The sequence below is a fragment of the Sporosarcina saromensis genome (assembly GCF_033253735.1).
GTDB classification, from domain to species: Bacteria; Bacillota; Bacilli; order Bacillales_A; family Planococcaceae; genus Sporosarcina; species Sporosarcina saromensis.
This window is the reverse complement of record NZ_JAUBDI010000003.1, coordinates 65250-90388: the sequence shown is the minus strand read 5'-3', so window position 1 is coordinate 90388 and position 25139 is coordinate 65250. Positions and strand designations below refer to the sequence as shown.

Genomic DNA, 25139 nt, shown 5'->3' with positions numbered 1-25139 from the left:
TTGTGGATAACGGAACAGTTGTTCTTCCTCCTTTTATTTGGTAATGTATAAGTACAAACTTATAACGTATGCATTGACGAATGAACTTATGCAAAGGAGGTGTGTGAAATTGACAAGATTATCGGACGATTTATTGATGGATTCCTATCAAAAAGCAAAAGCCTTGAAGCTTTGTCCGAAATTCATACAACTATTAGAAACTGAAATTCATCGTCGCTCTTTGCAACCACGCTGTACAAATTCTTGTAACAACAAAAAAAAGACGCCGATGTAAAATGGACAAGCAATGGTTCATTGTCAGTCAGATAACTACATGCGTATAGATTGTTGGATCAAGATGAAGGCGACTAAGACAAACCTTCGTCTTTTTTTATTGCCAACTACTATCGCTTTGCCGTAATAGAAAATAAACCGCGTAAGCCAAGTGCTATGATGCTTGGCTTTACGCGGTTTTTGTTGCTGCCTGAACGTCGAGCAGCATTTAAGCATAGTGAATCATACAATTGTCTCAAATTGCTGAGACTATACTGCTTGTTGCTCTTTTCTATTTTGCAGATAGTTTTGAGCAAACATTGCGCCGACAATTAGTACCCCTACGATGTCGGTAATGGTTTCTGGAATAATCATCATGAGTGCACCTGCAGCAAGCACAATCCGCCAAATCGGATGATAGGCCGTTTTGAAGTATCCTTCAATAGCTGCACTTAAACCAATTACGCCTATGATCGCAGTGATGGTAATCATCACAATGTCCACTGTAGAGGCTACTGGGAATTCACGTGCATTCATCGCAATTCCGGTTGTATCGATCATGAGCATTGCTGGGTTATAAACAAACATGTACGGAATCAGGAACCCTGCAGCTGATAGTTTCAGTGCAGTGAATCCGGTTTTCATCGGATCTCCTCCTGAGATGCCCGCACCTGCAAACGCAGCCAGTGCAACAGGGGGCGTAATGTTTGCAAAAATACCGAAATAGAAGACAAACATATGTGCAACAAGAATTGGAATATCAAATGCTGCTAATGCTGGCGCAGCCATTGTAGCGGTAATGATATATGCAGGAATCGACGGAAGGCCCATCCCTAACACCATTGAAGCCAGCATTGTAAAGAACAGCGTTAGGAATAAAGAACCTGCACCAAGACTCGCAATGGATGATGTCATCACGTTCCCAAAGCTCGTTAAGCTGACCACACCGATAATAATGCCAACGACCGCACACGCTACCATAACGGACAGCGATTGACGTGCACCGCTATCCAATGCTTCTAAAATGTCTTTGAAAGACATTCTCGTCGTTTTTCGAAGCATCGCCACAACGACTGTCGCAACAATTGTGTAAAATGCTGCGTGTCCAATCGGAACGTTGCGATACAGAAGGAAAATGAGGAAAATGATAGGCAATAAAAGATGTCCTCGCTCTTTCATCACTTCCTTGACGCGTGGTAAGTCCGGTTTTGGTATTCCTTTTAAATTATCTTTTCCTGCACGAAAATGGACTTGCATAATGACAGCAAGGAAATAGAGGACAGCAGGTATTAACGCCGCTAAAGCAATCGTTCCATATTTCACACCTGTTGTTTCTGCCATGATGAAAGCACTTGCCCCCATAATCGGAGGAAGAATTTGCCCACCAACTGACGCACTCGCTTCAACTGCTCCTGCAAAATTTTTCGAATAGCCAACCCGTTTCATCATAGGGATTGTAAATGCACCTGTACCTACTACGTTCGCAACGGCTGCACCGTTAATGCTTCCCATGAATCCACTTGAAATGACCGCAACTTTTGCGGGACCACCTTGTTTGTGCCCTGCTAAAGCAAGGGCTAAATCATTGAAAAATTGGCCCATCCCTGACTTTGCCAAAAAAGCACCGAAGAGGATGAATAAGAAGATGAACGATACGGACGCGCCGATTGCTGTCGAGTACAACCCTTCCGTCTTCAAATACATTTGGCCAAAGATATCCCCCAAATCGTATGGTCGTGTCGCCATTTTAGTTGGTACCCAACTCATATGACTAAAAAACGGATACGATAGGAAAATAAGCGCGAGTAACGGTAAAATCCATCCTGTCACCCTACGTGCTGCTTCCAATATGAGAACAACCGTCATAATCGCCATGACGATATCCATCGTATTCGGAATTCCACCTCGTGTCGTGACGATTGCTGTGTATTCCTTAATCAAATACCCTGCTGTCAGTAAACCTAAAATGAACAGCAACCAATCAAAAATCGCCACTTTACTCCGATCTTGGCGACTGTATGTTGGATAGATGAGAAAAATGAGAGATATACCGATGGCCACGTGAACAGCACGTTGTTGCAGTGCTGGCATCGGGTAAAATGTAATGTACAAATGGTAGAGGGAGTAGAGAATAGCGATTGCTGAGACGAAGAACGCCACTTTCTTCCCTGAAAACTTTCGTACCTTGGATTCCGTGTCAAACTTCTCGAGTAACGCGGCTTGCTGCTCCTCTGTCAGCACGTCCATTTCTGCATGCTTCTCTTTCCTATTTTCAAGCTTAGTCAATTTTTTCACCTCTTACTAAATTCCAAATAGAGACTTTCTCGGCATGAATGTTGACCGTTTCATACTCATCGGCGAGTTCATACAATGGAATTTCGTTGTTTTTCGTGTATAAAGTTGTTCGTACATTGCTTGAAACAGCTAAATTAATTTCGTTCATTTGTTCATTAATCGTCATATGAATGAATCCATCATCCGCTTCTATCAATTCAGCTGAAGCTGGAACGCCCGCGCCAAACGTTTTGAATTTTGTCGTCGTTAACGTTAACTGATCGCCATCTCTTTCATACGTTTCAAACCAAGGTTCCTTTTCTACCGAATGAATCCAGCCAATGTCAAGTGACGTATCCATCAAATAAAAACGACCATCCGGGTAATCCACTTGTATGGCTGGAATTCGTAGTAAAAATAGAGAAAGCAGGAGCATAACGACTATGCCCCCACTTACAAGAATTTTACTTCTGCTCATCGTAGTACTTTTGTGCACCAGGGTGAACAGGTGCTACCATTCCTTTTTGAGCACCTTCAAGTGAAATATCTGCTGCCGCTTGGTGAGAGTTGCTAAGTTCACCTAAGCTGTTAAAGAATTTCTCAGTTAACTTATACACATCTTCTTCACTTAGTTCACTGCTAACGACAAGTGCATTCATAATTGCCGCTGTCGGTACAGCTTCTGCATTGCCATACGTATCTGCAGGGATGTCCATTGCAACGAAATACGGTTGATCTTTTGCAATTTCTTCGACTTTATCGCGATCTACTGCAACTAGTGCTAAATCGATACTCGCTGCAAGCTCCATTACTGAAGAGTTTGGAAGTCCACTTGTTAGGAATGCTGCATCGACACTACCGGATTTAAGGCCGTCAGCTGCTTCTGCATACCCTAAATAATCGACTTTTAAATCATCATATGTAATGCCAAAACCTGCAAGCAAGTTTCTTGCGTTTACTTCAACGCCAGAGTTTTGATCGCCAACAGCGACACGTTTACCTTTTAAATCTTCAATTGTTTTAATACCAGAATCGGCTGTCGTTACAATTTGAACGAAATTCGGATAAAGTGCTGCGATTTGTTGTACGTTCTCTACTTTTTCTGAGAAGTTTCCAGTTCCTTCAACAGCCTCTGTCAGAACATCACTCATGACAAACGCCATTTCCACTTTTCCTTCTTTAATTAAGTTAATGTTTTCAACGGAAGCACCCGTCGATTGCGGCTTGGAGTTCACGCCAAATTCTTTTGAAAACTCATTTGCTAATGTCGTTCCGATAATGTTGTATGGGCCAGATGATCCACCCGTTGCGATTGTTACAATCTTTGTTTCAAGGCTGTCAGCGCTTTCATCCCCTTTTGACGAACCCCCGTCCTTGTCAGATTCCCCACAAGCTGCAAGGATTGAAGCACTCATTAAAGCGCTTGCAAAAAATAGTCCATACTTCTTAAACTTCATACCATTCATCCTTCCTACTATTTATCTAACAACTTTTACAATAATACAGTAATATTTTTCTGAAATCAATACATCGTTAATAATATTCATAGTTAAATAGGAATTCTAACTTTAAGAAAATACGTTTTAAGTAGCTAACTGTACGCTAATCCTCTATTTAACGAGTTAGTCGATTTTAATAAAATCAAAAAAATACAGTAAATTCCCTTATACTCTTTCAATTATTGCCGATAAAGAGGATAGGAGAATATCTGTAAATTCATATGGAGGTGGCATATTTTGTATTCGAGAATCTTATCGTTAGCTATCCTTTTTTTACTAGTGAGTAGTACATGGCTGACAAGTCCTGCAACTGCTGCATCGACAGTGAAAGGAACTTTTGTGAAAGTCCAATTTGAGGATGCAGGAAACAACAAACATACAGTTGAGAAAAAACCGAAATCCATTACGATCAAAACAGAAAAAGGGAAGACAATACATATTGCACTTACTCAACACCCCTCGCTTTCGGTCGATACGCTGCCAGTAAAACTGGATGCTTTTAAGCTAGGAATGGCAGTAGAAGTCTCCATTTCCAATGGGCAAGTGAAGAGCATGAAAGGAAAAACAGGAACCGTTCCCGGGCAATTGGACACACGAGGGCAAATTGTATATGGAACCATTCATTTGGTAAATAAACAAACGATTACGTTAAAAAGAGATGATGGCAACTTAGAGAAGTATCATGTTTCACGCCAAACAAAAATCCTGAAAGATTCCGTTAAGGGAAGTATTAGTAATCTAGTCGAAGGTGATCGAATAAAAGTTACGGTGAATGTTCCGAACTCATCCTATATGGATGTCATTGAAGTTGTAGGACAAGGACGTGAAATAGAAGCTCTCAGAAAAGGCACGATTCAACAGCTTGATGCAATGACAAATAAACTTCAATTGCGAAACGGTATGAAGTTCTCTCACTATTGGTGGAGTTCTCCTTCCTACTACAGTTCTAATAGTTCGTTACCATTCGCAAAAGATCTAGTCATTCATTATGGAGATGAAGTAGTCGACAGGGACAGTTTTCGTTCCTACAAAAACAATGAAGTGTATTTCGTAACGTCTTCGCAATTTGGAAACGAAGTGATTGAACGAATCATTATCCAACAATCTACCTCAGGAAGTTTGCAAGAAGACATCACTTCCATTGACTTGAACTATGCATACATTACATTGCGTACTTCAGGAAAGTATTATTTCCATGACGGTACGATTTTCATCCGCAATAATCGAATTGTCGACTCTGCTAGCATTGAAAAAGGCGACAAGGCATATGTCATTACAGATCGGATTGACGGCATCGCTCACGTGAATGTTGTGTATATTAAATAAACTAGAAAAGGTGAGATTCCAATCGAATGATACAATTCATAAAACAGTTCAAATTCATGCTCGTTCTTTGCTTAACACTTCTACTAACAAACTTTTTATCTACACCAGTTGAAGCCGCACCTCCTGATTACAGTGGAGGAGTAGCAAATGAGTATACGTACGAAGAAGCTTTCTTTTTGGATAGCTATCCGATTACGTTCAGCGGAAAGCCGACCATAACAGAACGTAAGACGAAAGACAAAATTACGAAGACGTATCGATTTAATCTCACAAGCAAAAGTGGCGATAAACTGACACGTTCCATCGTCTATGAAACAACGCTTGAAAATCGTGCTGATAAGGGACAGACGACTTCACAAACGACGATTAAAAGCTACTCGGAAAAAATTACAACAGCAAGCAAGGCGGTTTTCACTTTGGATGATTTCCAATTTTCCCAAGCAGCAGTGAACGATAACCGCCCTGCTTCCGACTTTTATTCGGGAGACCTCGTTGGTCGTAAAATTTATAAAGTGACCCGACCAGGTGCACCAAAAGATTATACGAAACTCATCACTGTCCATATGACTGGCCGAAATATGGGTTATGAAAACTTTTGGGGTGCAACCGAAACACAAATTATTGACTATGAAATTATTACGAATTCCGGGACGACATTTGTGACGAGCAAAGTGTCAGACAGTAAAACAAAAACATTAAAATACCAACCTCATGACCCGTCGATTTCCAGTTTCCCTGGCGGTCATATTGTTGTAAGCAATTCAGAGATGGTCGGAAAATACACGTATGCGTATCCTTATTATTCAAGAGCCGGTGTCATCGAGTTGTCGCAAAAGAATGCAACGTCGATTGAGCGCCTCATTGTTCCAAAGTTCAGGGACTTGAATAAGCATTGGGCAAAAGATGCGATTGAAAAACTATATTCAATAGGGGTTTTCGATGAAACTTCTCAATTCTTTTCACCGAACACACCGATGAATCGTTATCAATACACAATCGGCGTTTTAAAAGCGGTCGACATGCGTGTCTACGATACAAAAAGCAAAGTGAATTCCACAAAATCCATTTTTAAAGATATTGACCGACGCGATAAAGGATACAGCTATATTGAAAGTGCAGTGAATCAAGGAATCATTCACGGTATCACAGCAGATACCTTCAAACCGGATGACCCCATTACACGTGCACAAGCAGTTGCCGTACTCGTAAGAGCACTTGGAATGGAAGGAAGAGCGCCAAGTCCTGGCTACAAAACAAAATTCTCTGATGATCGACTCATTCCAAATTGGGCAAAAGATAGTGCATACGTCGCTTATGAGCTCGGCTTAGTACAAGGCGATGCGCATAAACGCTTCAAACCGCAACAACAATTAACAAGAGCTGAAGCGTCTGCAATGATTCAACGTTTCCTAGAATTTCTTGAACACGATTTGCAAGAGAATTACCGTGAGGATATTTTACAGATGAATTAAGATTGCTACATGTATAAAGGCAGTAAGCTCCTTTCAATAGGGGCTTGCTGCCTTTTTGAAACATTCTTTTGATTCACAAGTTAAGTGACCTGTTGAGTAGGTGATCGTAACGTATGCTTCAACACTTTCCCTGAAGCATTTCTCGGTAAAACCTCCATAAACTCCACTTCATCAGGCACTTTGTATTTTGCTAACCGTTCTGTACAAAAAGCCACTAATTCCACTTTAGACAATGCCTTTCCTTCTTTTAAAACAACATAAGCTTTCGGTACTTCCCCTAACACTTCATGGGGAATCCCGACAACGGCAGCCTCTAACAATTCGGGAATTTGATAAAGAACTTCTTCGACTTCCACAGGATAGACATTCTCTCCCCCTCGAATGATCATGTCTTTTTTACGATCCACAATATACAGTAATCCATCTTCATCCATTTTTCCTAAATCTCCGGAATAAAGCCAACCATTTCGAATTGCACGCCGTGTTTCTTCTTCATCTTTTAAATACCCTTTCATCACTTGAGGACCGCGCATCACGATTTCACCCACTTGCCCAATCGGTAAAGGTTCCCCGAATTCATCCACCACTTGGATGTCCGTTTGCGGCAATGCTTCTCCGACTGAACCAATTTTACTTAACGCTAAATGATCTTTCAGTGTCGTTGCCGCAGGAGAATTTTCCGTCTGTCCATACAAGTTTTGGACCTTCACATTCGGAAACGTTTCTTTCAATCGCTTGACCATTTCGTATGGCATCGGGGCGGCTCCATAGCAAAATAGACGAAGTGATGGGAGATCGATTGTCTTGATTTCCGGCATATTCAATAAGATTGTGTACATCGCCGGAACACCGAAGAAAATGGTCGCATTGGACGTTTGCAGTAAAGCCAATGTCCCTGTAGGTGAAAAAGCTTCCTCGATAATGACGGTACCCCCTTTGTAGAGAGTGGGGATCATGAAAACGTGACACGCCGCACAATGGAACAATGGCGTGGAAATTAACATCCGATCACTTTCTGTCATGTCCATTGCTTCAGACCAAATTGCTGCTGTGGAGATGATGTTTTGATGGGTTAACATGACACCTTTTGGCTTACCCGTCGTACCGGACGTATACATAACAACCGCTGTATCTTCGATGTTCATAACGACCTCATTGAATGAAATGTCCTCAGAAATATTTATACCGTCCTCCATACAAATCGGATACTTCTCTTTGAATGCATATTGAGATCGCACAATAACATCTTCCAATCGCTTGTCATACACAACCGCTTTCGCTTCGGAGTGATCGAAAATATATTCCACTTCCGGAAGTGCTAACTTCGTATTGATCGGCATGACGGTTAGTCCAGCAAGTTGAATGCCGAAATAATAGACAAGAAAAGCATCGGAATTCAAACTATAAAGTGCAATAATATCCCCTTTTTGATAATCGTTTGTCTGAAAAAGTCCCGCCACCTTTCTCACTTGCTCATAGAACTCTCCATAGCTCCATTCCCGTCCATTATACGTAGTACAGACTTTGTCGGGTTGACTCGTTGCATACTGTCGTAAAACATCTGTCATGATCATCTTTTATCTCCCCTTTCTCTAAACTAATATTTCAGACTACAATAATAGTATAAAATATTTAGACTACAAATGCATGTCTATACTTTTTTTAAGCGTAAACTGCTCATAACTAAACGCATTAGGTGGAAGCTATGAGATTTATAGAATAAAGAAGACCGATCACAACGAAGAATTTGTTTGCCTATCTTTGAGATATTTTCCGTATTCTTCGAAACAATAACAGCGAAAGTTTCGTACAACAGTAGAGAAACAAAATAGCACAACTAGAAAGAAGGGATTTTTTCATGAAGAAGTTAGCGTTCTCGTTTATCTTCCTACTCTTCATCCTTGCGGCTTGTACCGATAAAAACGTAGAAGATGCCGCAGAGAAAGAGGTTCCTATTGATACATCGAGTGAAGACTTAACAAGTGATGCAGACAAACCTGAACAAACAGACAACTGGGAAGATGAATACGTTTATCTACATGATACGATTAACGGCCAGCTCACAATTTCCGAGCAGGATCAAGCGGCGTTTACTTATCAACTCGTTCTAAAGCAGACGAATGAGAATAACAGGGTTGTTGCTGAAGAGGACTTAAAAGGCTCCGGTGCTATTACGAATAAAGATGCTCAGTTAGAAATTGCAAACAAAGACTGTCAACTCACGCTTACACACGAAGGAAAATCCCTTCTTGCAAAATCGGAAGGAACGGATTGCAATGAAACACTAGGATTGACCGGGACGTATATCAATCCTGAAAATGGAGAGGCCCCTCCCCTTTTCAAGGTGGATGAAGGACGAATTTATATAAACGGATTGACATTCGGCAATACACCAACCGATGCAAAAGCAATTTGGGGAAATCCGGATCCTGTTGACAACAATGAAGATGACATTTTAATGGAGCATGAAACTGTTCATCACTATGCTTCGGACAACATGTTCATTACGTATCACAATTACGAACTTTATGCTCTGACGGCAAAAGCCAATGCAGATGATCTAGCCAACGTCAAAAAATCATTTACAGGAGAACATTACAAAGATACGAATTCAGATTCGGAGTTCTTTTTAGACCCCGAAGACGGTCAGCTGCTCATTTATCGTTCTTCCAATTTTTTGAATCCAGAAGGGCATGAATTTCTGCTTATTGCTGTTGATGAAAACTTCTTTTATGCTGTTGATTCCGGTGCTTATACGAAAGTGAACTAAATTGCAGGAAGAAATAATTAACCAAGCTCTACTTTATATACGTACTACTATGTAGTAAAAAAGAATGCCAACGGATTCGCTCCCCGTGGCATTCTTTTTTTTTTGCGCTGTTTCTTATAAAGAGGCTGGGACATAACATGAAAAAACTGCATTATGGCTAATTCGCCGTTATGCAGTTTTTTATATTTTTTCAATGTTTCTTTTCGTATTCATGAGTGAATCGAAGCGGAAAAAGGCCGACTCCTCGAAAATGCTAACGCATTTCCTTCGTGCGATGCTTATTCGAGGAAGCCTATTCAATGTCCTGCGGGATTTAGCGCGAATGTTGAGACCCCACAGGGAAAGCCGTCACGTAGAACGGCTTTTGCGAGCAAAAGCGCAGCGTTGGGAGCAAGGATGCCTTAATTTCCGCAAAGTACGCAGAAATACGGCAAATCGAACTCTTCGTTGTTCGATTGGCTCAAGCGCGCCCCGCGGAAAGCGTGCCTTTTGGAGCGCAGAGGAACGGTCTATTTAGAGTTTTGTCCCAGCCTCCTGTTATTTTATGATGCTTTTCTTAGATCAGATGATCCTGCTTTCTTCCATATCGACTGCACCCATTCCGGATGGTCGATGAAAGGATTGCGATTCCCTTGCCATTGTTCAATTACATCATTCCGATTCATTTCAAAAGCATCGACTGGATCTTGTTCGTGCCATTCCAATAGCACAGAAAGTTTCCCATGATACGGATTGTTTCCATTGTTCAGCAGCTCATTCAGCTCCAAGTCTACTCTGTCTCCTGCTTCGTACCGTGTCGCCATGTAAAACAACATGCGAGCGACATCTCCTTTAACTCGATCAGGTGGTTCCCAGGAGTTTGCCGTTTTAAAACAACCATCACAGCCGTTCACCGGACTCCCACCATTATCAAAATCCAGGTTGCCGCGTGCGCTGTTCACTTGTACGTCAGTTGGACGCAAATGATGGATATCCGTTCCAGGGCCTTTGCTTGTTCCAAAGTCCCCATGCGATTTTGCCCATACGTGTTCACGGTTCCAATCACCAACATTTCCACCATTCCGATCTTTTGAACGAGACTTACCGGAATAAAACAAAATAACATTGTCCGTGTTATTCGGATCACTATCTGTTTCCCTTAGGGCAGCCCACACTTCACTATAAGCCAGTTGACGATGGTCTGAAATGATGTCGTGAAGGGCATCTTTTAATGCTTGCCCCTCTTTCCCTAAAGCATTCCGATAATAATCATCTGTAGGGTTTTCAACTTCTTCAGCTGTTACAATGACCGTGAATGTCGTCGTTACGGATTTATCGCCATCTGTTGCTGTTACGCCGACAATGTGATTGCCTTCTTCAAGCTGCAACCTTAATTCACCCGTAACTAGATTGATGGTACCTTTTGTTGCGGAATACGTCATTGGATCTCCATCCGGATCATTAAAATGCTCTGGAAGAGGAATAGAGATTGAATCCCCAACACGAATCTCTTTGTTAGCAATCGGCTTCACGACAATTGGCGCTCGGTTAATGACCGGAACGGAAATCCGTTTGCCTTTTGAATTGTAGAAAACGACTTTCGATGCATCAGCACCTTTGACAAAGTCGATTTTACGAATATTTTCAGCTCCGCGGATTTCAAGCGGATGTGAGCCTTCCACAATGACATGGCCCATTTCGGTCCCTTTCATATTGACAATTAAGCCCTTTTTCTTCGGTTGCAAAATGACTCTGTTCGTTTTGAAACCGTCTCCTGTCAGTTCTGCATAATCCCCTTTCAGGTAAACACCTTCCTTAAGAGAAGATTGTCCGTCCATGAAGACCGCTACACTTGGTTCAGCAATCATTAGTTTCTTTTTGTGTTCATTCACTAAGCGATACTCTTTCTGAATCGGAACAGGTTCCCAAATGACCGGTGCTTCAAAACCGATTTGAACAATAACCGGGTCATGGTCACTTGCACGCCCTGCCATATCCGTATAGTCCGCATTAATGTGCAACATGTCCACTTCAGTTTGTTCCACCAAATTATTGGACACTAAAATATGATCGAGTACTTGCGAATTCCCTTGGAAGACGTATGAATAACGATCGCTTTCAGGTACGTGATGGACCATGTTTGTCATTAAGTCACCTTCGTGAATCAACAGACTTTCTGCAAATTGGAAGTCATTAAAATCACCTAGTGACACGACATTTGCTTCAGGGTTATCCGTCTTTATGTCTGAAATGAAGTCATACACGATACGGGCAATTTGCTTCCGTTGTACTTCACTGCCATATACAGGAGGTTGTGTTGCACCAAATAACGGCGTGTCTCCCCTCTTCGAATTCCAATGATTCGCGATGACGACCACAGACTCACCTTGGAAATCGAACTGTGCGGCGAGTGGCTTTCGGCTGTTCGCAAAAGCTGCATTGTTCGGATCAATTCGTCCAGGGTTATGGGTCAGCTTTCCATCAACATAACCCGCAGCAGTTGTCGCATCTCCATGCGGCATTCCTTGCGTCAGTGAAACACGTGCAGGATTATATAAAAATCCAACGCGGATATTCGCATTCGGTTGCCCGCCGTCCTCATTGTAGACAGGGTCAATATTCACGTACGCATAACGAGGACCACCTGCATCGACAATCGCTTGAATAAGTCGTTCATAACTTTCATTTGCCCGCGAATCCCCTGCGTCTGGACCATTGTTGTCTTGTACTTCGGTCACACCAATAATATCAGGGCTTTGCATATCGACCGCAAATGCTCTTGCCAGCTTTCTTGCTTTCTCATCAGTTGTCGTCTTTTTGTTATTGGAGAAGTTCTCCAAGTTATACGATGCGATCGTCAGTTTATCCTCCGCTTTCACAATCGTCGTCTGCTCAGGAACAGCATCCCCTTTTACATGAGCTGCACGCATTTCATCTAACGACGCATAGATTTTATAGTTTTGGAATGAATAGCCGACAACCCCAGTTAACGGTCCAGTAAATCGATCTCCTGTCGCTACTTCAAAATCACGTGCCGGGCCATTCGGTTCCAATCTGAATTGGATTCGCTCCGCATTTTGGTCGTTGGCTTTTAACAAGAGTCCACCGTTTAACGTGTCCGTTGCTACCGATTCAAACACCGTGACGAGATCGCCATGTTGTTGCGGTGAAACCGCTTTTACATCGCCTACTTGCACAAGCATCGCTTCACGGCTTTCCCAGAAATCCGCTGCATATGTCGTAGGATCAAAAGTTGAAAATCCTTCTGACGCAATCTGCTCCTTTGGTAAGTTCTCTTCATTAATCATGAAAGGAGTTGGTAAAGGTACATTTCGTCCTAAAACCTCGACATGTCCACCACGATCATTGCGGACATTGATTTGCGTCGTCTTCAAGTCTGTCTCTTGACGATCCGCATAACCGTCAATCGCATACTCACTTACCGTACCCGTAACCGAAACGAGGTCGCCTACCGCCAAATTCCAGACGTCTCTTCCGCTATATAAGACGATTGCTTCAGACGTATGCAAATTTCCATCACGCTTCGCATCGGGCGTTTGAATGTGGTAATACGTAGAACCTTTCAGCTCGTACTTATACGTAACGATCCCTTCAACACCTTCTACGACTTCATTCACAAAAGGCGATGTATGGCCATCTCCTTGAATATCGTGAATAGCAAGTTGCTCCGCAATCGTATAAGTGAACGTTGAAATCTCACTATATCGTCCATCATCTGTTTTCGCGACCGCTTTCACTGTCGCATCTTCTTGAATCGTAATCGGTGTTGCATACGTCACGCCATGTTCAATTGGATTTGAACCATCCAACGTATACAAAATTGTTGCATTTGCTGTGCCCGTTGTGAATGAAACATCGACACTTCCAACAAATGTACCACTACCTGGTTGTGCAACGACAGGTTGTACAATCGTACTGTCAACAATGACATCACCTACGGAACGTGGAATCACTTGATAGTCGTTATCAAATTGCTGGACGATACCCGTTATACTGTCGTACGTCGTCCCTACCGTTAGTCCCAAGGAAGCCGTTTCATCACGAACGATAAATGGATGGCCGTCCGTTGCCATGAAATTCGCCCAACTACTTCCTGTTTGGACGTCTGTAAGAACGACGTTATGGACGGTTACGAGTTGGGATTCATTCGCTTCGCCAACAGCATCTCCCGTCACAACTTTTGGCGCGGGCTCACCTACGTTTTCCGTTCGGTCAACGAGTTGCGCTCCGTCTAATTGTAATAAGCCTCGGTAATCTGCAAGTGTACCTTGTAGTGTCACTTCATCACCAACAGCAACAGCCAAACTTGTCGGCCTAACCGCTATGCCGCCAGAAGCATCTTGTACCGAAATTGTATTTTTCAATTTCGCTGCGACAATTCCTTTAATGGTGACCGTTTCACCAACAGGCAATGCACGCGCATCTACGATTGGTAAAATCGATGGATCCCCCGGTTCACCCGGATCAGCTCCATCCATCTCATGCGTCCCTAAATGTTCAAACGTATCTTTCGGATAGACAATCCATTCAGCATCACGAGTAAATGCGTCATCTGCAATTGCATCCCCCGAGACGATTGTCGGCTTGCGAACTAACGTCACATCCGTACCCCAATTGCTTCGTGCACCGACTTGTCCAAATGAATCAATGACGTTGTTCGCTTTCTTTAAAACGAGTGCATCATCCCCATTAAAATTTGTAACCGTACTATTTTCCAGATCTCCTTGCTGCTTTATAGCCGCAGAAGCATCGCGATGGTAGACGACAAACGTTTCCCCCGCCGGCAAAGAACCTGTCAATCCCAGCTTATTCGTAGCGGTCGTTGCTCCATTCGCATACAACTCCAATGCGTAATTTTGCAAATCAAGTGACTGCGCGGTGCCGTTATACAACTCAATTGCTTTATTAAAACTACTGCCTTCAACATATTCGGAAATAATCAAGTCTGAAGCTGCCGTCTCTGCCCGTACATCCATTGGCATGACAGGCAAAACCATACTAACAACTAATGACAAAGCCAGTAAACCATTTAATCGCTTTTTCCAACTTTTACTTCGCATCGAACCAATCTCCTCCTAGAGTTTGAAATTTGGTGCTGCGCATTACCGTCGCGAGGAAAAATCGCTCCCCTCTTACTAGATTCATAGTCGTAGAGACTACAACACCATCGTATCACTGCCCTGTCAGCATGACTATGCGACTTTTTGTAATATTTAGCGATTACCGAATAATGCTTTCGTTGTGTTTTTCTGGAGTGTGCGTGTGAGGTTAGTTGGAGAAGATGTAGTGAAGGGGTGGATTGGTTGACGGAAATGATGCGTGGCGAGCGTTGTGATGCGAACGCTTTACGTTGTGATGCGAACGCTTTACGTTGTGATACGAACGGGTTACGTTGCGATACGAGCACTTTACGTTGTGTTACGATGCGAGCGTTGTGATGCGAACGCTTTACATTGAGATACGAACGCGGTACGTTGCGATACGAACACTTTACGTTGTGTTACGGCGCGTGCGTTGTGATACGAAAGCTTTACGTTGTGATACGAACTCGGTACATTGCGATACGAGCACTTTACGTTGTGTTACGGCGCGTGCGTTGTGTTGCGAACGATTTACGTTGTGATGCGAACGGGTTACGTTGCGATACGAGCACTTTACGTTGTGTTACGGCGCGAGCGTTGTGTTGCGAACGCTTTACGTTGTGATACGAACGGGTTACATTGCGATGCGAGCACGTTACGTTGTGTTACGGCGCGAGCGTTGTGATACGAAAGCTTTACGTTGTGATGCGAACAGGTTACGTTGTGATACGAGCACGTTACGTTGTGTTACGACGTGAGCTTTCTAATGCGATTGCTCTACGTTGTGATACACCTTAACCCAAAACCCCAAAAACACTCCCTAGTCAACCAAACTAGGAAGTGCATCATCTAAACTTTATTCATATATAACAACCAATTCTTCTGTCTTTACACCTTTTCCATCGACAATCTGCTGGACTTCTGTACCATCCAACGTCTCCTTTTGATAGAGGACAGTGACCAACTCTTCGAATTGAGGGGCATATTCTCGGATAAGCTCTTCTGTTTTGCGTAGTGACACTTCAAAAATGGCTTTCATTTTCAATTCCTTTTCGCCTTTATTGAATGTCAACACGAAGCGATCTTGAAGCAATCCTGTATCTACCATCCGTTCAATGATGTCCTTTGCTTGTTGAACATCACCACTCACACCAATGCTGTGCTCGCCGAGATAAAGCCTTTCCGCAACACCACCTGCTAAAATCATGCTCACTTGATCCATTAGTTCGCTTGCAGTTTGTAGATGAAGCTCTTTTTGAATCGGTGCCACATAACCAAGCGCTTGACCGCGCGGTATAATTGTTGCTTTACGGACAGAACCCGGTTTCGTCAGCGCGGCGACGAGCGCGTGGCCTGCTTCATGGATCGCCACTCGTCTTTTCGTTTCAGGATCGTTTAGTGCTCGGGAAGTGCTTCCTAGAATTGTGCGGTCAATTGCGAAATCCAAATCACCTTTCCCAATTTCCTCACGGCCATCACGAATCGCACGTTTACTCGCCGTTTCGAACAATGAACTTAACTCCGCACCGGAAAAGCCTGATGTACTTTCAGCTAACACATCCAACGATGCATATACTTCATCCGCCAGCAATCTTCCTTTTGTGTGGATGTCGATGATTTCTCGACGCCCATTCGTATCAGGAAGCGGTACGTTAAATGTATAGTCAATCCGCCCAGGACGCAAAAACGCTTCATCGAGCATGTCTTTTCGGTTCGTTGCTGCAATGAATAAAATACCTTCATTGTCATTTCCACCATCCAATTGAACGAGCACCTCCGTTAACGTTTTCTCTGACTCTTCGCCACCATGCTCTTTCCGTTTACCAGCAAGCGCATCGACTTCATCAATAAAGATGACAGCGGGCCGTTGCTTGCGTGCATTCTGGAATAATGTGCGGACACGGGATGCCCCGACTCCGACAAATAACTCGGTAAAAGCTGAACCACTCGAAGAATAGAAAGTAGCGCCTATTTCATTCGCAATTGCTTGAGCGAGCAACGTCTTCCCTGTTCCAGGTGGTCCATATAACAAAATTCCTTTTGGCGCTTGAATCCCGACTTGTGAAGCGCGTTTTGGATCTTTAATAATGGATAATGTTTGGTGGATTTCTTCTTTCATCTCTTCAGGAAGTCCACCAATATCGTCAAGTGTTATGTCCGGTAAAGGTGTGGACTTTGAAGCGCTGTTTTTCATGGAAGATACACCGACGCCTAACTTTCCTTTTCGATGTAAAATGAACAACGTGAGAAGTGCTGCGACCAGCAATCCACCGAAGATTACACCACTGAATTGTCCACTATCTGCATATTTATATGAAAGATTATGTTCTTCTACTAATTGTTCTGCCAACTGACTTTGCGGACGGACTTGTGTCACATACAGTCCTTCAGCAGTCTTAAGGGAAAGCGTGCCATCTGCTGCCTCTTTCAAAGAGACTTGCTGACCTTCTTGTGCCTGTATCGTTTTCTCAAATTCAGAAAACGAGACATTCATTCCTTTATTTGCATTCGAAACATACCATCCAACAGTTGTAGCTACTCCAATGACTAAGGCGACTAGGACGACAATTTTCGTTGCAAATGTAGAATTTGGCTTCAAGCCATCCCCAACTCCTTTAAAAAGATAAAACCATTATATATAATATAAGATAGGAAGAACAGCAATTTACAAGAATTTTCATTGACAAATTTATCACACTAACTCGCTAACTAGAGTGGTATTCCTCTGTTATTACCGAATAAACGCAACGTCTCTCAAGCATATCTAGTTAACCTCATTCATAACTACAATCTCAGCAACTTGCTTTTTTCATAAATTCATGGTACACTATTTTTTCACAACATCGTATAGGTACTTTTACTAGATGGCATTCTACGTACTGTTTTTGAAGACACTTATTCACACTGGCGCGGCTAAAGGGTCGCAAGGACGTAAGAGAAGGTAGGGCTTACGTTGCTTAAGGATAGAAGACACCCAGTGGAACACTACCGCGGCACAACTCATTTTAACAGCATCCAACTTTGGATTTTTTTAGATGAACATAATAAGTTAAAAGTAAATATACAAAAAAACAAAGGGTTGCTCCTCAAAATGGGAGCAACCCTTTTCCAATGTATTCAATAAATCCGTTCTTCTGTTTCCACGTCAAAAAAATGTGCTTTTTCCATATCAAATGCGAGCGTAATCTGATCCATCGGCGAGATTGTCGTGTCTGAGTCAATTCGTGCGATGAAATCCGATCCATTCAAAGAAGAATATAAATACGTTTCTGCCCCCATCAGTTCAGCGACTTCAATCGTCGCTTGGAATGTAGCTTGTGCATTGAGCTCCACGTCTGCCGCTTTCGTATAAATATCTTCAGGACGGACACCTAGAATCAGCTCTTTTCCGACGTAACCTTTCTCTTTCAACAAAGCGCTTTTCCCTTCTGGAATGGAAACATGTACATCGCCGATGACAAAACCAACTTCTGTCATTGTGCCGTGGAAGAAGTTCATAGCAGGTGATCCAATGAAACCACCAACAAAAACATTTCTCGGGAAATCATAAACTTCTTTCGGTGTACCTACTTGTTGGATAAAACCATCTTTCATCACAACGAGCCTTGTCGCCATGGTCATCGCTTCGGTTTGGTCATGGGTTACGTATATCGTCGTCGTCTGCAAACGTCTATGCAATTTCTGAATTTCTGCGCGCATTTGGACACGTAATTTTGCGTCCAGGTTGGACAACGGTTCATCCATTAAGAAGATTTTCGCATCACGGACAATTGCTCGACCTAACGCTACACGTTGCCGTTGCCCCCCTGATAATGCTTTTGGCTTACGTGATAAGTAGTCCTCTAAGCCAAGTATTTTCGCTGCTTCCTGTACTTTTTCGTCAATCTCTTTCTTCTTCACTTTCCGCAACTTCAAACTGAACGCCATATTTTCGTAGACTGTCATATGAGGATACAAAGCATAGTTTTGAAAAACCATCGCAATATCTCGATTTTTCGGCGCTACGTCGTTCATACGCTGACCGTCAATTTCAAAATCACCGTCAGTAATCTCTTCGAGTCCTGCAATCATACGCAATGTTGTCGACTTCCCACAACCTGATGGGCCAACAAAAACGATAAATTCTTTATCTTCAATATGAAGATTGAAGTCTTTTACTGCGATAACGCCTTTATCGTATTCCTTCGTTAAATTCACTAACTTCAGTTCAGCCATGCATGCTCCCCCCAATTGCTACTCATTTTCCTTCCATTGTACTTGCTGTACATGCAACATCTTGTCTGTAGCCTATTGCTCCCCTACAGATCGTCATATGCACCTGTAAATCATGATCTAATAGCACAATGTCTGCATCTTTCCCAACTGCCAAGCTTCCTTTTCGTTCAAACACGCCTAACCGTTTAGCTGCATTGGCAGATGTCATGTTCACCAAATCCTGTACTGAACAACTTGTAACCTCAAACATATTTCGCAAAGCATTATCCATTCGTAACACACTGCCTGCTAATGTACCATCTTTCAACGTTGCTTTAATCCCTTGTACTGCTACTTCTTGACCGCCTAATGTATACTCGCCATCCGTGAGCCCTTTTGCGCGCATGGAGTCTGTAATAAGAACTATTCTTTCTGACCCCATTGTTTTGAACAGGAGCTGTAACATTTCCGTTGATGTATGAACGCCGTCTGCAATTACTTCACACGTTAATTGATCAAACAGAAAGCCTGCCCCAACAACTCCGATTTCACGGTGATGGAGGCCAGTCATCGCGTTACCAAAATGCGTCAAATGCGTTAAGCCCTTTTGGATTGCCTGTTGAATGTCGCCGCAAGTCGCTTTCGTATGTCCAGCTGAGACAATAACCGCCTTTTCAGCTAAAAAGGAAGTCAATGCGTACTGTTCGTCAAGTTCAGGCGCCAAAGTAACCACTTTCAATATGTCAAAACCATCAGCGAACCATCTTTCGACTAAATCGGTAGACGGTTTACGAATGAATTCACGTGGTTGGGCACCTGCCTGCTCTACGTGGATGAACGGCCCTTCTAAGTGGATGCCAAGCATTTCCGCTTTAGGCATATGCTTTTGCATGAATCGCCGACCCGTAGCAATTGTTTGGACAATGTCATTGTCTGATTGTGTTAATGTAGTTGCCAAAAATGACGTCGTTCCTTCTTTTGAGAGTGCGCTTGAAATCGTCTCAAAGGCCAAATCTGTCCCGTCCATAAAGTCAGCCCCTTCAGCGCCGTGGACGTGGATATCAATAAAACCTGGTAAGGCAAGACAACCTTGCGCATCAAGACTTTCTCCTTTCACGTCTTTAATAGGACTTCGAGAAATCTTGGTAATGACACCGTTTTCCACTAACATTTCACCCTCGATAATTGTCCCGTCTTCGCATGCAATTTTACTGTTGCGAATATGCAGTTGAGTAGACAGCTTGATCACCCTCTCAATCCGTCATTTTGTTTTTATCGGCCTGCTACTTTGAATTGTTTCAATCGCTTCTCTAGAAGCATCTAAATAATTGATTGTTGTATCGAACTGCTTTGACGCAACTGACATGAAAAGAATATCCATTACATGCAATTGTGCAAGCCTCGAAGAAGTTGCACCACTTCGTAAATTCGCTTCTTTTGTAGGAGAAGTGAAAAGTTGTATGTCAGCGATTTGGGCAATCGGTGTTTGACCGTACTTGGTAAGACTAATCGTCTTTGCTCCGTTTAAATTGGCCAATTCTACGATTTTTTGCACTTCAAACGTTTCTCCAGAGAATGAAATAACGACTACTACGTCTTCTTCTCCTACGTTTGCCATAATGGTAGCTCCCATATGTAAATCCGTACTTGCAGTCGATGCTTTATGGATACGTAAAAATTTCTGTTGCGCATCAATTGCTGGAATTCCGGAAGCTCCTACACCAAAAAAGTGAACATTTTTAGCCTGGACAATGGCGTCCACTGCCAATTCAAGCTGAGTAGCATCCAATAATTCTGCTGTTTCAAGCAATGTGTGGACAGCATGCTCCGTCACCTTTTGTATCGTTGACGAAACGGACTCATTCGGTTGAATGTCCCGGTTTGTAATTTCAAGTTTTTTCCCTAAATCACCATTTATGCGTAATTTCAACTCTTGAAACCCTTTTAACTTCAATGACTTGCAAAGTCTTGTCACGGCCGCTCCACTCGTTTGACTCATTTCGCCAAGCTCAGTAACTGTCATCGTAACAATTGCTTCTGGGTTCCCTAATATATAATCTGCAATTTTCTGTTCTGAAGGAGGGAGCATCTGTTTCATCTCATTGAGTAATATTAACCCACCACTTGCAATAGCCAACTCCATCCCTCCGTTTCAATGCACAACGTTTCTCTGATCTCGACTTTGAAGTGCACGATACAACTTCATCACACACCTTCACTCGTCGCCAGTTTCAATGCTTTCCCAACAAATCCGTCCGATTCCAGGAGTAATTGGTGGGCTCGTTCCTTTGTCGTTTCTGCCAAAATCATGACAACTGCTACTTTTACATTATAGTCTGTTTCTTCCAATACTGCTTCCGCTTGTTCGTAACCGATGTCCGTCAGTGTACAGACCATTTTTTTTGCACGTTCACGCAACTTGTAATTACTTGCGTGCAAGTCCACCATCAAATTCTTATACACTTTTCCATTCTTAATCATTGCCGTCGTAGAAATCATATTTAGAACCATTTTATGAGCAGTAGCAGCTTTTAGGCGAGTCGATCCTGTCAAAATTTCAGGCCCTGTTAACACCTCTATGGGGATATCCGCGCATTCACTTATAATTGCTCGTTCATTACTCGATAAGCTCACTGTAACCGCTCCACATGCTTGCGCATAAAGGAGTGCACCTTTTACATAAGGGGTGCGGCCACTCGCAGCGATTCCAAGGATGACATCTTTTTCATTCACTCGAAGGGCTTCTAGATCTTTCGCTCCAAGCATTGCATCATCTTCTGCTCCTTCAACCGCCACATACATCGCACCTGCACCACCCGCCAAAACCGCTTGCACTTGTTCGGGTGGCGTACTGAATGTCGGCGGGCATTCCACAGCATCCATCACACCTATTCTGCCACTTGTCCCTGCCCCGACATAAATAAGACGTCCACCGACCTTAAAAGCGTTGGCAACTTTCTCGACCGCTTTTTCGATTTGCGGTAATACTTGGCGAACTGCAAGGGCAATCGTTTCATCTTCTTCGTTCATTGTCGTAAGGATTTCACGAATTGACATTTCATCTAATCGCGTCGTCTTTACATTTGATTGTTCTGTGAGTAGAAATGGTAACTTTTCCATCGTCCGCCTTCCTATCTATAGCATAAGTATTTTTCTCTTTTGTCCATGAAAACCGCTGTATCCGATTGGCATTTAGCCTGATAATCTCCTAGACTCCCTCTTAATAGACCATGGCGTAGCTCTGCATTTCCTGCGAGCAAGTCAAACATCGGATGTTTCAACGATCCGTACGTCAAAAATTCCACTTGTTTTGGATACATGTCAATAATTTCAGCAAGCACAGTAACAAACGTATGTAAAGGCTGTATTCGTCTTGGTTCTGTCACGTGCAATTGAATGCCTTCACAGTGTTCTCCTGCGTATTTTTGGTAAGTCGGTGTAAATGCAGTTGCTCGTGCCCGAATGGTTTCTATACCTAGTGAATTTACACGATCTTGCAGTTTTTCACCATCAATGAAAGGCGCTCCGATCACTTCAAAAGGTTGAGTTGTTCCCCTTCCTTCAGAAAGGTTCGTCCCTTCCATCAGACATGTACCAGGGTAGAGGAGCATCATCTGAACGGTTGTTGTATTGGGTGAAGGTGGCACCCATGGAAGACCCGTTTCATGAAAGTATAAATTGCGATTCCAGCCTTTCATGTGAATGACGTCCAATTGACAATGAATACCAAACACTTCATTAAAATAAGTCGCTAATTCCCCAATCGTCATGCCGTGACGATTTGGAATCGGGTATAATCCGACAAATGATGTAAAGCCTTCCTCTATGAAATTCCCTTCAACGGCTTCTCCTCCAATCGGATTTGGCCGGTCAAGTACAATCATCCGCTTCCCTTTTCTTGCACACGCTTGCATCATATAAGCCATCGTGTACATGTACGTATAATAGCGGGCACCAATATCTTGCATATCAAAGATGACAATATCCACTGCATCCATCATTGCATCCGTCGGCTTTTTCGACTTCCCATACAAACTAAATACCGGAAGACCTGTAGAACAATGGACTGCATCTGTGAATTTTTCGCCTTCTCTTGCATTTGTCAATAGCCCATGTTCAGGGGCGAATAATGCCACCAAATGTAAATCGGGATGATCATGGACTAATCGAATCGTTGAGACAAGTTCTGCATTTACGCCCGTTTGATTTGTCAATAAACCAATTCTTTTTCCTTTGAGCGATGATAAATCCTGTTCAAAAAACACATCCACACCTAACTGTACTTGTTGTGAACGCATCATTCTTTCACGCCACCTAGTGTTAAACCTTTAACAAAATAGCGTTGGAATAGAATGAATACAATAATCATCGGAATGGCTGCTACGGCTGCTCCACTCATGAGTAGCTTGAAACTTGCCAAGTTGGCATCTTGCAACGTTTTCAAGCCGACAGGTAACGTGTAAAGCTCCGCTGTGTTCAATACGATAATTGGCCATAGGAAGGAGTTCCACACATTCATGAATGTAAAGATTCCAAGTGCTGCCAAGCCCGGTTTTGCAAGAGGTAGGACGACTGTCCAAAATGTTCGCCATTCACTTGCTCCGTCGATCTTAGCCGCTTCAAGCAACTCATCCGGAACGGAATACATGAACTGCCTCATAAGAAATACACCGAAAACCATTGATAGATCTGGTAAGATTAACGCCCAATGGGTATCCATTAACCCAAGATTCCCGACCATGATGAATAACGGCACGAGTGTTACTTGACCAGGGATCATCATTGTTGAAATGATAATCCAGAAGATGAGATTTCGTCCTGGGAACTTCTTTTTCGCCAATACATAACCGGCCATCGAGTCGATGAGCAATATGCCAATCGTTACAACAACGGCGATATAAATACTATTAAAAAACCATTTCCCAACATCGTGTTTTTTGAACAAAGTTTTAAAACTACCAAATGTATTTGATACGATATGATCCATCATCTCTCGATGGTAAGCTTCTTCTTCCACATCTCCCGCTTTCGCTGCTTCTCTCGCTTCTCCCCAATGTTCAAAATAGAGCGGGATGCCCATCGGATACATTTTTGGAGGATTAGAGTCTACATAAGAGACTGGCCGCTCCATATCTTGTGATTGGTAGCTGCTTAATTGCAATGAAGTGGAAAACACCCAATACAACGGTAGCAATGAGACGATTGCAAAGACAAATAGCAAGCCGAATATGATAAATTTATTTATACGATCTAGCGGTTTTTTCTTCATTTCCTATCCCCCAATCACTCATCGTGGCGAAGCATCCGGAATTGGATGACGGAAAAGATGAGGATAATGACAAACAATACAACGGACTGTGCCCCAGCCAATCCAAATTCAAAGTCGCGGAAACCGGTTTTATAAATTAAGTGGACAAGCGTTTCCGTTGCACTTCCCGGTCCGCCACCTGTCATCATAATAATTTGTGTAAACACTTGGAAGGAACCAATTGTGCTTAACAAAACAAGGTATAGCGTCGTCGGCTTGAGCAACGGAATCGTAATATGAATCCATTGCTTAAACTTCCCTGCTCCATCCATCCTTGCCGCCTCATACAATGACTGTGAAATCGAGCCCATCGAAGCCAAATACAAAATAATGCCGACACCGAATGGAATGAGACATTGCATAATAATTAATGCCCATAGTGCTGTGCTTGATTGACCGAGCCAATTAATTGGTTCTACGCCGAACCACCCTAGAACATAGTTGAATAATCCGAAGTCATAGTTGTACATCCATCTCCATACCATCGCAATGATGACCATAGATGTAACGGTCGGTAAGTAAAATGCAGATCTGAAAAGGCTTTGCGAGAACTTCCCAAGTTCAAATATGAGTGTCGCGAGTACGAGTGCACTAATGACACCGAATGGAACGGTTACAGCTGTAAATAGCAAAGTGTTTTTTAAAGCGATACGAAATGCTTCACTTTGAAACACTTCTATGTAATTCTCAAAACCGACAAATTCACTACCGAAAATTTTGTACTTTTGAAAGGATAATACGAAGGCCCATACAACTGGGATGGCAACGAACAATGTAAACAATATGAGTTTAGGTAATAGAAAGAGGTAAGCACTATAGTTTTTTTTCATTGCCCGAAACACATGTCTGTTCGGTTTTTTCACGCGTAACTTCTCTTCTTTTTTTGGAACGGCTCCCATTGGCATTTGCGTCATGTTGGACACCCCCTAAAAGTGAAGCAGGCATACGCGATGCATAGCCTGC

At 42.8% G+C, this 25139-nt stretch carries 18 protein-coding genes; 5 read left to right on the top strand and 13 right to left on the bottom strand.

Annotated features, from left to right (window positions below; genetic code table 11):
* The first annotated feature begins 109 nt into the window (after positions 1-109).
* Positions 110-274, top strand: a complete 165-nt coding sequence (gene sda / locus QT711_RS04905) for a sporulation histidine kinase inhibitor Sda (protein WP_317942403.1) — start codon at positions 110-112, stop codon at positions 272-274.
* Between the two features lie 248 nt (positions 275-522).
* On the opposite strand, the gene QT711_RS04900 is transcribed toward sda, so the two are convergent.
* Genes QT711_RS04900 through QT711_RS04890 form a run of 3 tightly spaced genes read right to left on the bottom strand, consistent with a single transcriptional unit; the run spans position 523 to position 3983 of the window.
* On the bottom strand, positions 523-2499 hold the full coding sequence (locus tag QT711_RS04900) for a TRAP transporter permease (RefSeq protein ID WP_317942609.1): 1977 nt from the start codon (positions 2497-2499) through the stop codon (positions 523-525).
* A gap of 31 nt (positions 2500-2530) precedes the next feature.
* On the bottom strand, positions 2531-3004 hold the full coding sequence (locus QT711_RS04895) for a DUF1850 domain-containing protein (RefSeq protein WP_317942402.1): 474 nt from the start codon (positions 3002-3004) through the stop codon (positions 2531-2533).
* A complete protein-coding gene (locus QT711_RS04890; RefSeq protein WP_317942401.1) occupies positions 2991-3983 on the bottom strand; it encodes a TAXI family TRAP transporter solute-binding subunit in 993 nt (330 codons plus the stop codon). The genes QT711_RS04895 and QT711_RS04890 overlap by 14 nt, the downstream gene beginning before the upstream one ends.
* A 279-nt stretch (positions 3984-4262) precedes the next feature.
* Between QT711_RS04890 and QT711_RS04885 the strand changes: the two genes are divergently transcribed.
* The gene (locus QT711_RS04885; RefSeq protein ID WP_317942400.1) at positions 4263-5351 is read left to right on the top strand and encodes a hypothetical protein; all 1089 of its coding nucleotides are present in this window, start codon (positions 4263-4265) and stop codon (positions 5349-5351) included.
* Between the two features lie 26 nt (positions 5352-5377).
* Positions 5378-6823: an S-layer homology domain-containing protein gene (locus QT711_RS04880; RefSeq protein WP_317942399.1), complete on the top strand. Its 1446-nt coding sequence runs from the start codon at positions 5378-5380 to the stop codon at positions 6821-6823.
* A gap of 80 nt (positions 6824-6903) precedes the next feature.
* On the opposite strand, the gene QT711_RS04875 is transcribed toward QT711_RS04880, so the two are convergent.
* A complete protein-coding gene (locus QT711_RS04875) occupies positions 6904-8397 on the bottom strand; it encodes a class I adenylate-forming enzyme family protein (protein WP_317942398.1) in 1494 nt (497 codons plus the stop codon).
* 284 nt (positions 8398-8681) lie between these two features.
* Here QT711_RS04875 and QT711_RS04870 point away from each other — a divergent pair, with 284 nt between their 5' ends.
* Positions 8682-9593 carry a hypothetical protein gene (locus QT711_RS04870; protein WP_317942397.1) on the top strand — a complete coding sequence of 304 codons (912 nt, stop codon included), beginning with the start codon at positions 8682-8684 and terminating at the stop codon, positions 9591-9593.
* A 542-nt stretch (positions 9594-10135) separates the two neighbouring features.
* On the opposite strand, the gene QT711_RS04865 is transcribed toward QT711_RS04870, so the two are convergent.
* On the bottom strand, positions 10136-14653 hold the full coding sequence (locus QT711_RS04865; protein ID WP_317942396.1) for an endonuclease: 4518 nt from the start codon (positions 14651-14653) through the stop codon (positions 10136-10138).
* A 243-nt stretch (positions 14654-14896) separates the two neighbouring features.
* Between QT711_RS04865 and QT711_RS04860 the strand changes: the two genes are divergently transcribed.
* The gene (locus tag QT711_RS04860; protein WP_317942395.1) at positions 14897-15031 is read left to right on the top strand and encodes a hypothetical protein; all 135 of its coding nucleotides are present in this window, start codon (positions 14897-14899) and stop codon (positions 15029-15031) included.
* 499 nt (positions 15032-15530) lie between these two features.
* Here QT711_RS04860 and QT711_RS04855 read toward each other — a convergent pair whose 3' ends face one another.
* From QT711_RS04855 to QT711_RS04820, 8 genes are all read right to left on the bottom strand, one after another.
* Positions 15531-17273, bottom strand: a complete 1743-nt coding sequence (locus tag QT711_RS04855) for an AAA family ATPase (protein WP_317942394.1) — start codon at positions 17271-17273, stop codon at positions 15531-15533.
* Between the two features lie 518 nt (positions 17274-17791).
* Positions 17792-18889 carry an ABC transporter ATP-binding protein gene (locus QT711_RS04850; RefSeq protein ID WP_317942393.1) on the bottom strand — a complete coding sequence of 366 codons (1098 nt, stop codon included), beginning with the start codon at positions 18887-18889 and terminating at the stop codon, positions 17792-17794.
* Positions 18890-18911: 22 nt separating this feature from the next.
* Complete coding sequence (gene nagA / locus QT711_RS04845; protein ID WP_317942392.1) at positions 18912-20117, bottom strand: N-acetylglucosamine-6-phosphate deacetylase; 1206 nt, start codon at positions 20115-20117, stop codon at positions 18912-18914.
* A gap of 12 nt (positions 20118-20129) precedes the next feature.
* On the bottom strand, positions 20130-21005 hold the full coding sequence (locus QT711_RS04840; protein ID WP_371389078.1) for a MurR/RpiR family transcriptional regulator: 876 nt from the start codon (positions 21003-21005) through the stop codon (positions 20130-20132).
* A gap of 68 nt (positions 21006-21073) precedes the next feature.
* On the bottom strand, positions 21074-21988 hold the full coding sequence (murQ, locus tag QT711_RS04835) for an N-acetylmuramic acid 6-phosphate etherase (RefSeq protein WP_317942390.1): 915 nt from the start codon (positions 21986-21988) through the stop codon (positions 21074-21076).
* An 11-nt stretch (positions 21989-21999) separates the two neighbouring features.
* On the bottom strand, positions 22000-23169 hold the full coding sequence (locus QT711_RS04830; protein WP_317942389.1) for an exo-beta-N-acetylmuramidase NamZ family protein: 1170 nt from the start codon (positions 23167-23169) through the stop codon (positions 22000-22002).
* Entirely contained in the window at positions 23166-24137 is a 972-nt protein-coding gene (locus tag QT711_RS04825) for a carbohydrate ABC transporter permease (protein ID WP_317942388.1), read from the bottom strand. Before QT711_RS04825 ends, QT711_RS04830 begins: the two co-directional genes overlap by 4 nt.
* 14 nt (positions 24138-24151) lie before the next feature.
* Positions 24152-25090 carry a carbohydrate ABC transporter permease gene (locus tag QT711_RS04820; protein WP_317942387.1) on the bottom strand — a complete coding sequence of 313 codons (939 nt, stop codon included), beginning with the start codon at positions 25088-25090 and terminating at the stop codon, positions 24152-24154.
* Between the last annotated feature and the right edge of the window lie 49 nt (positions 25091-25139).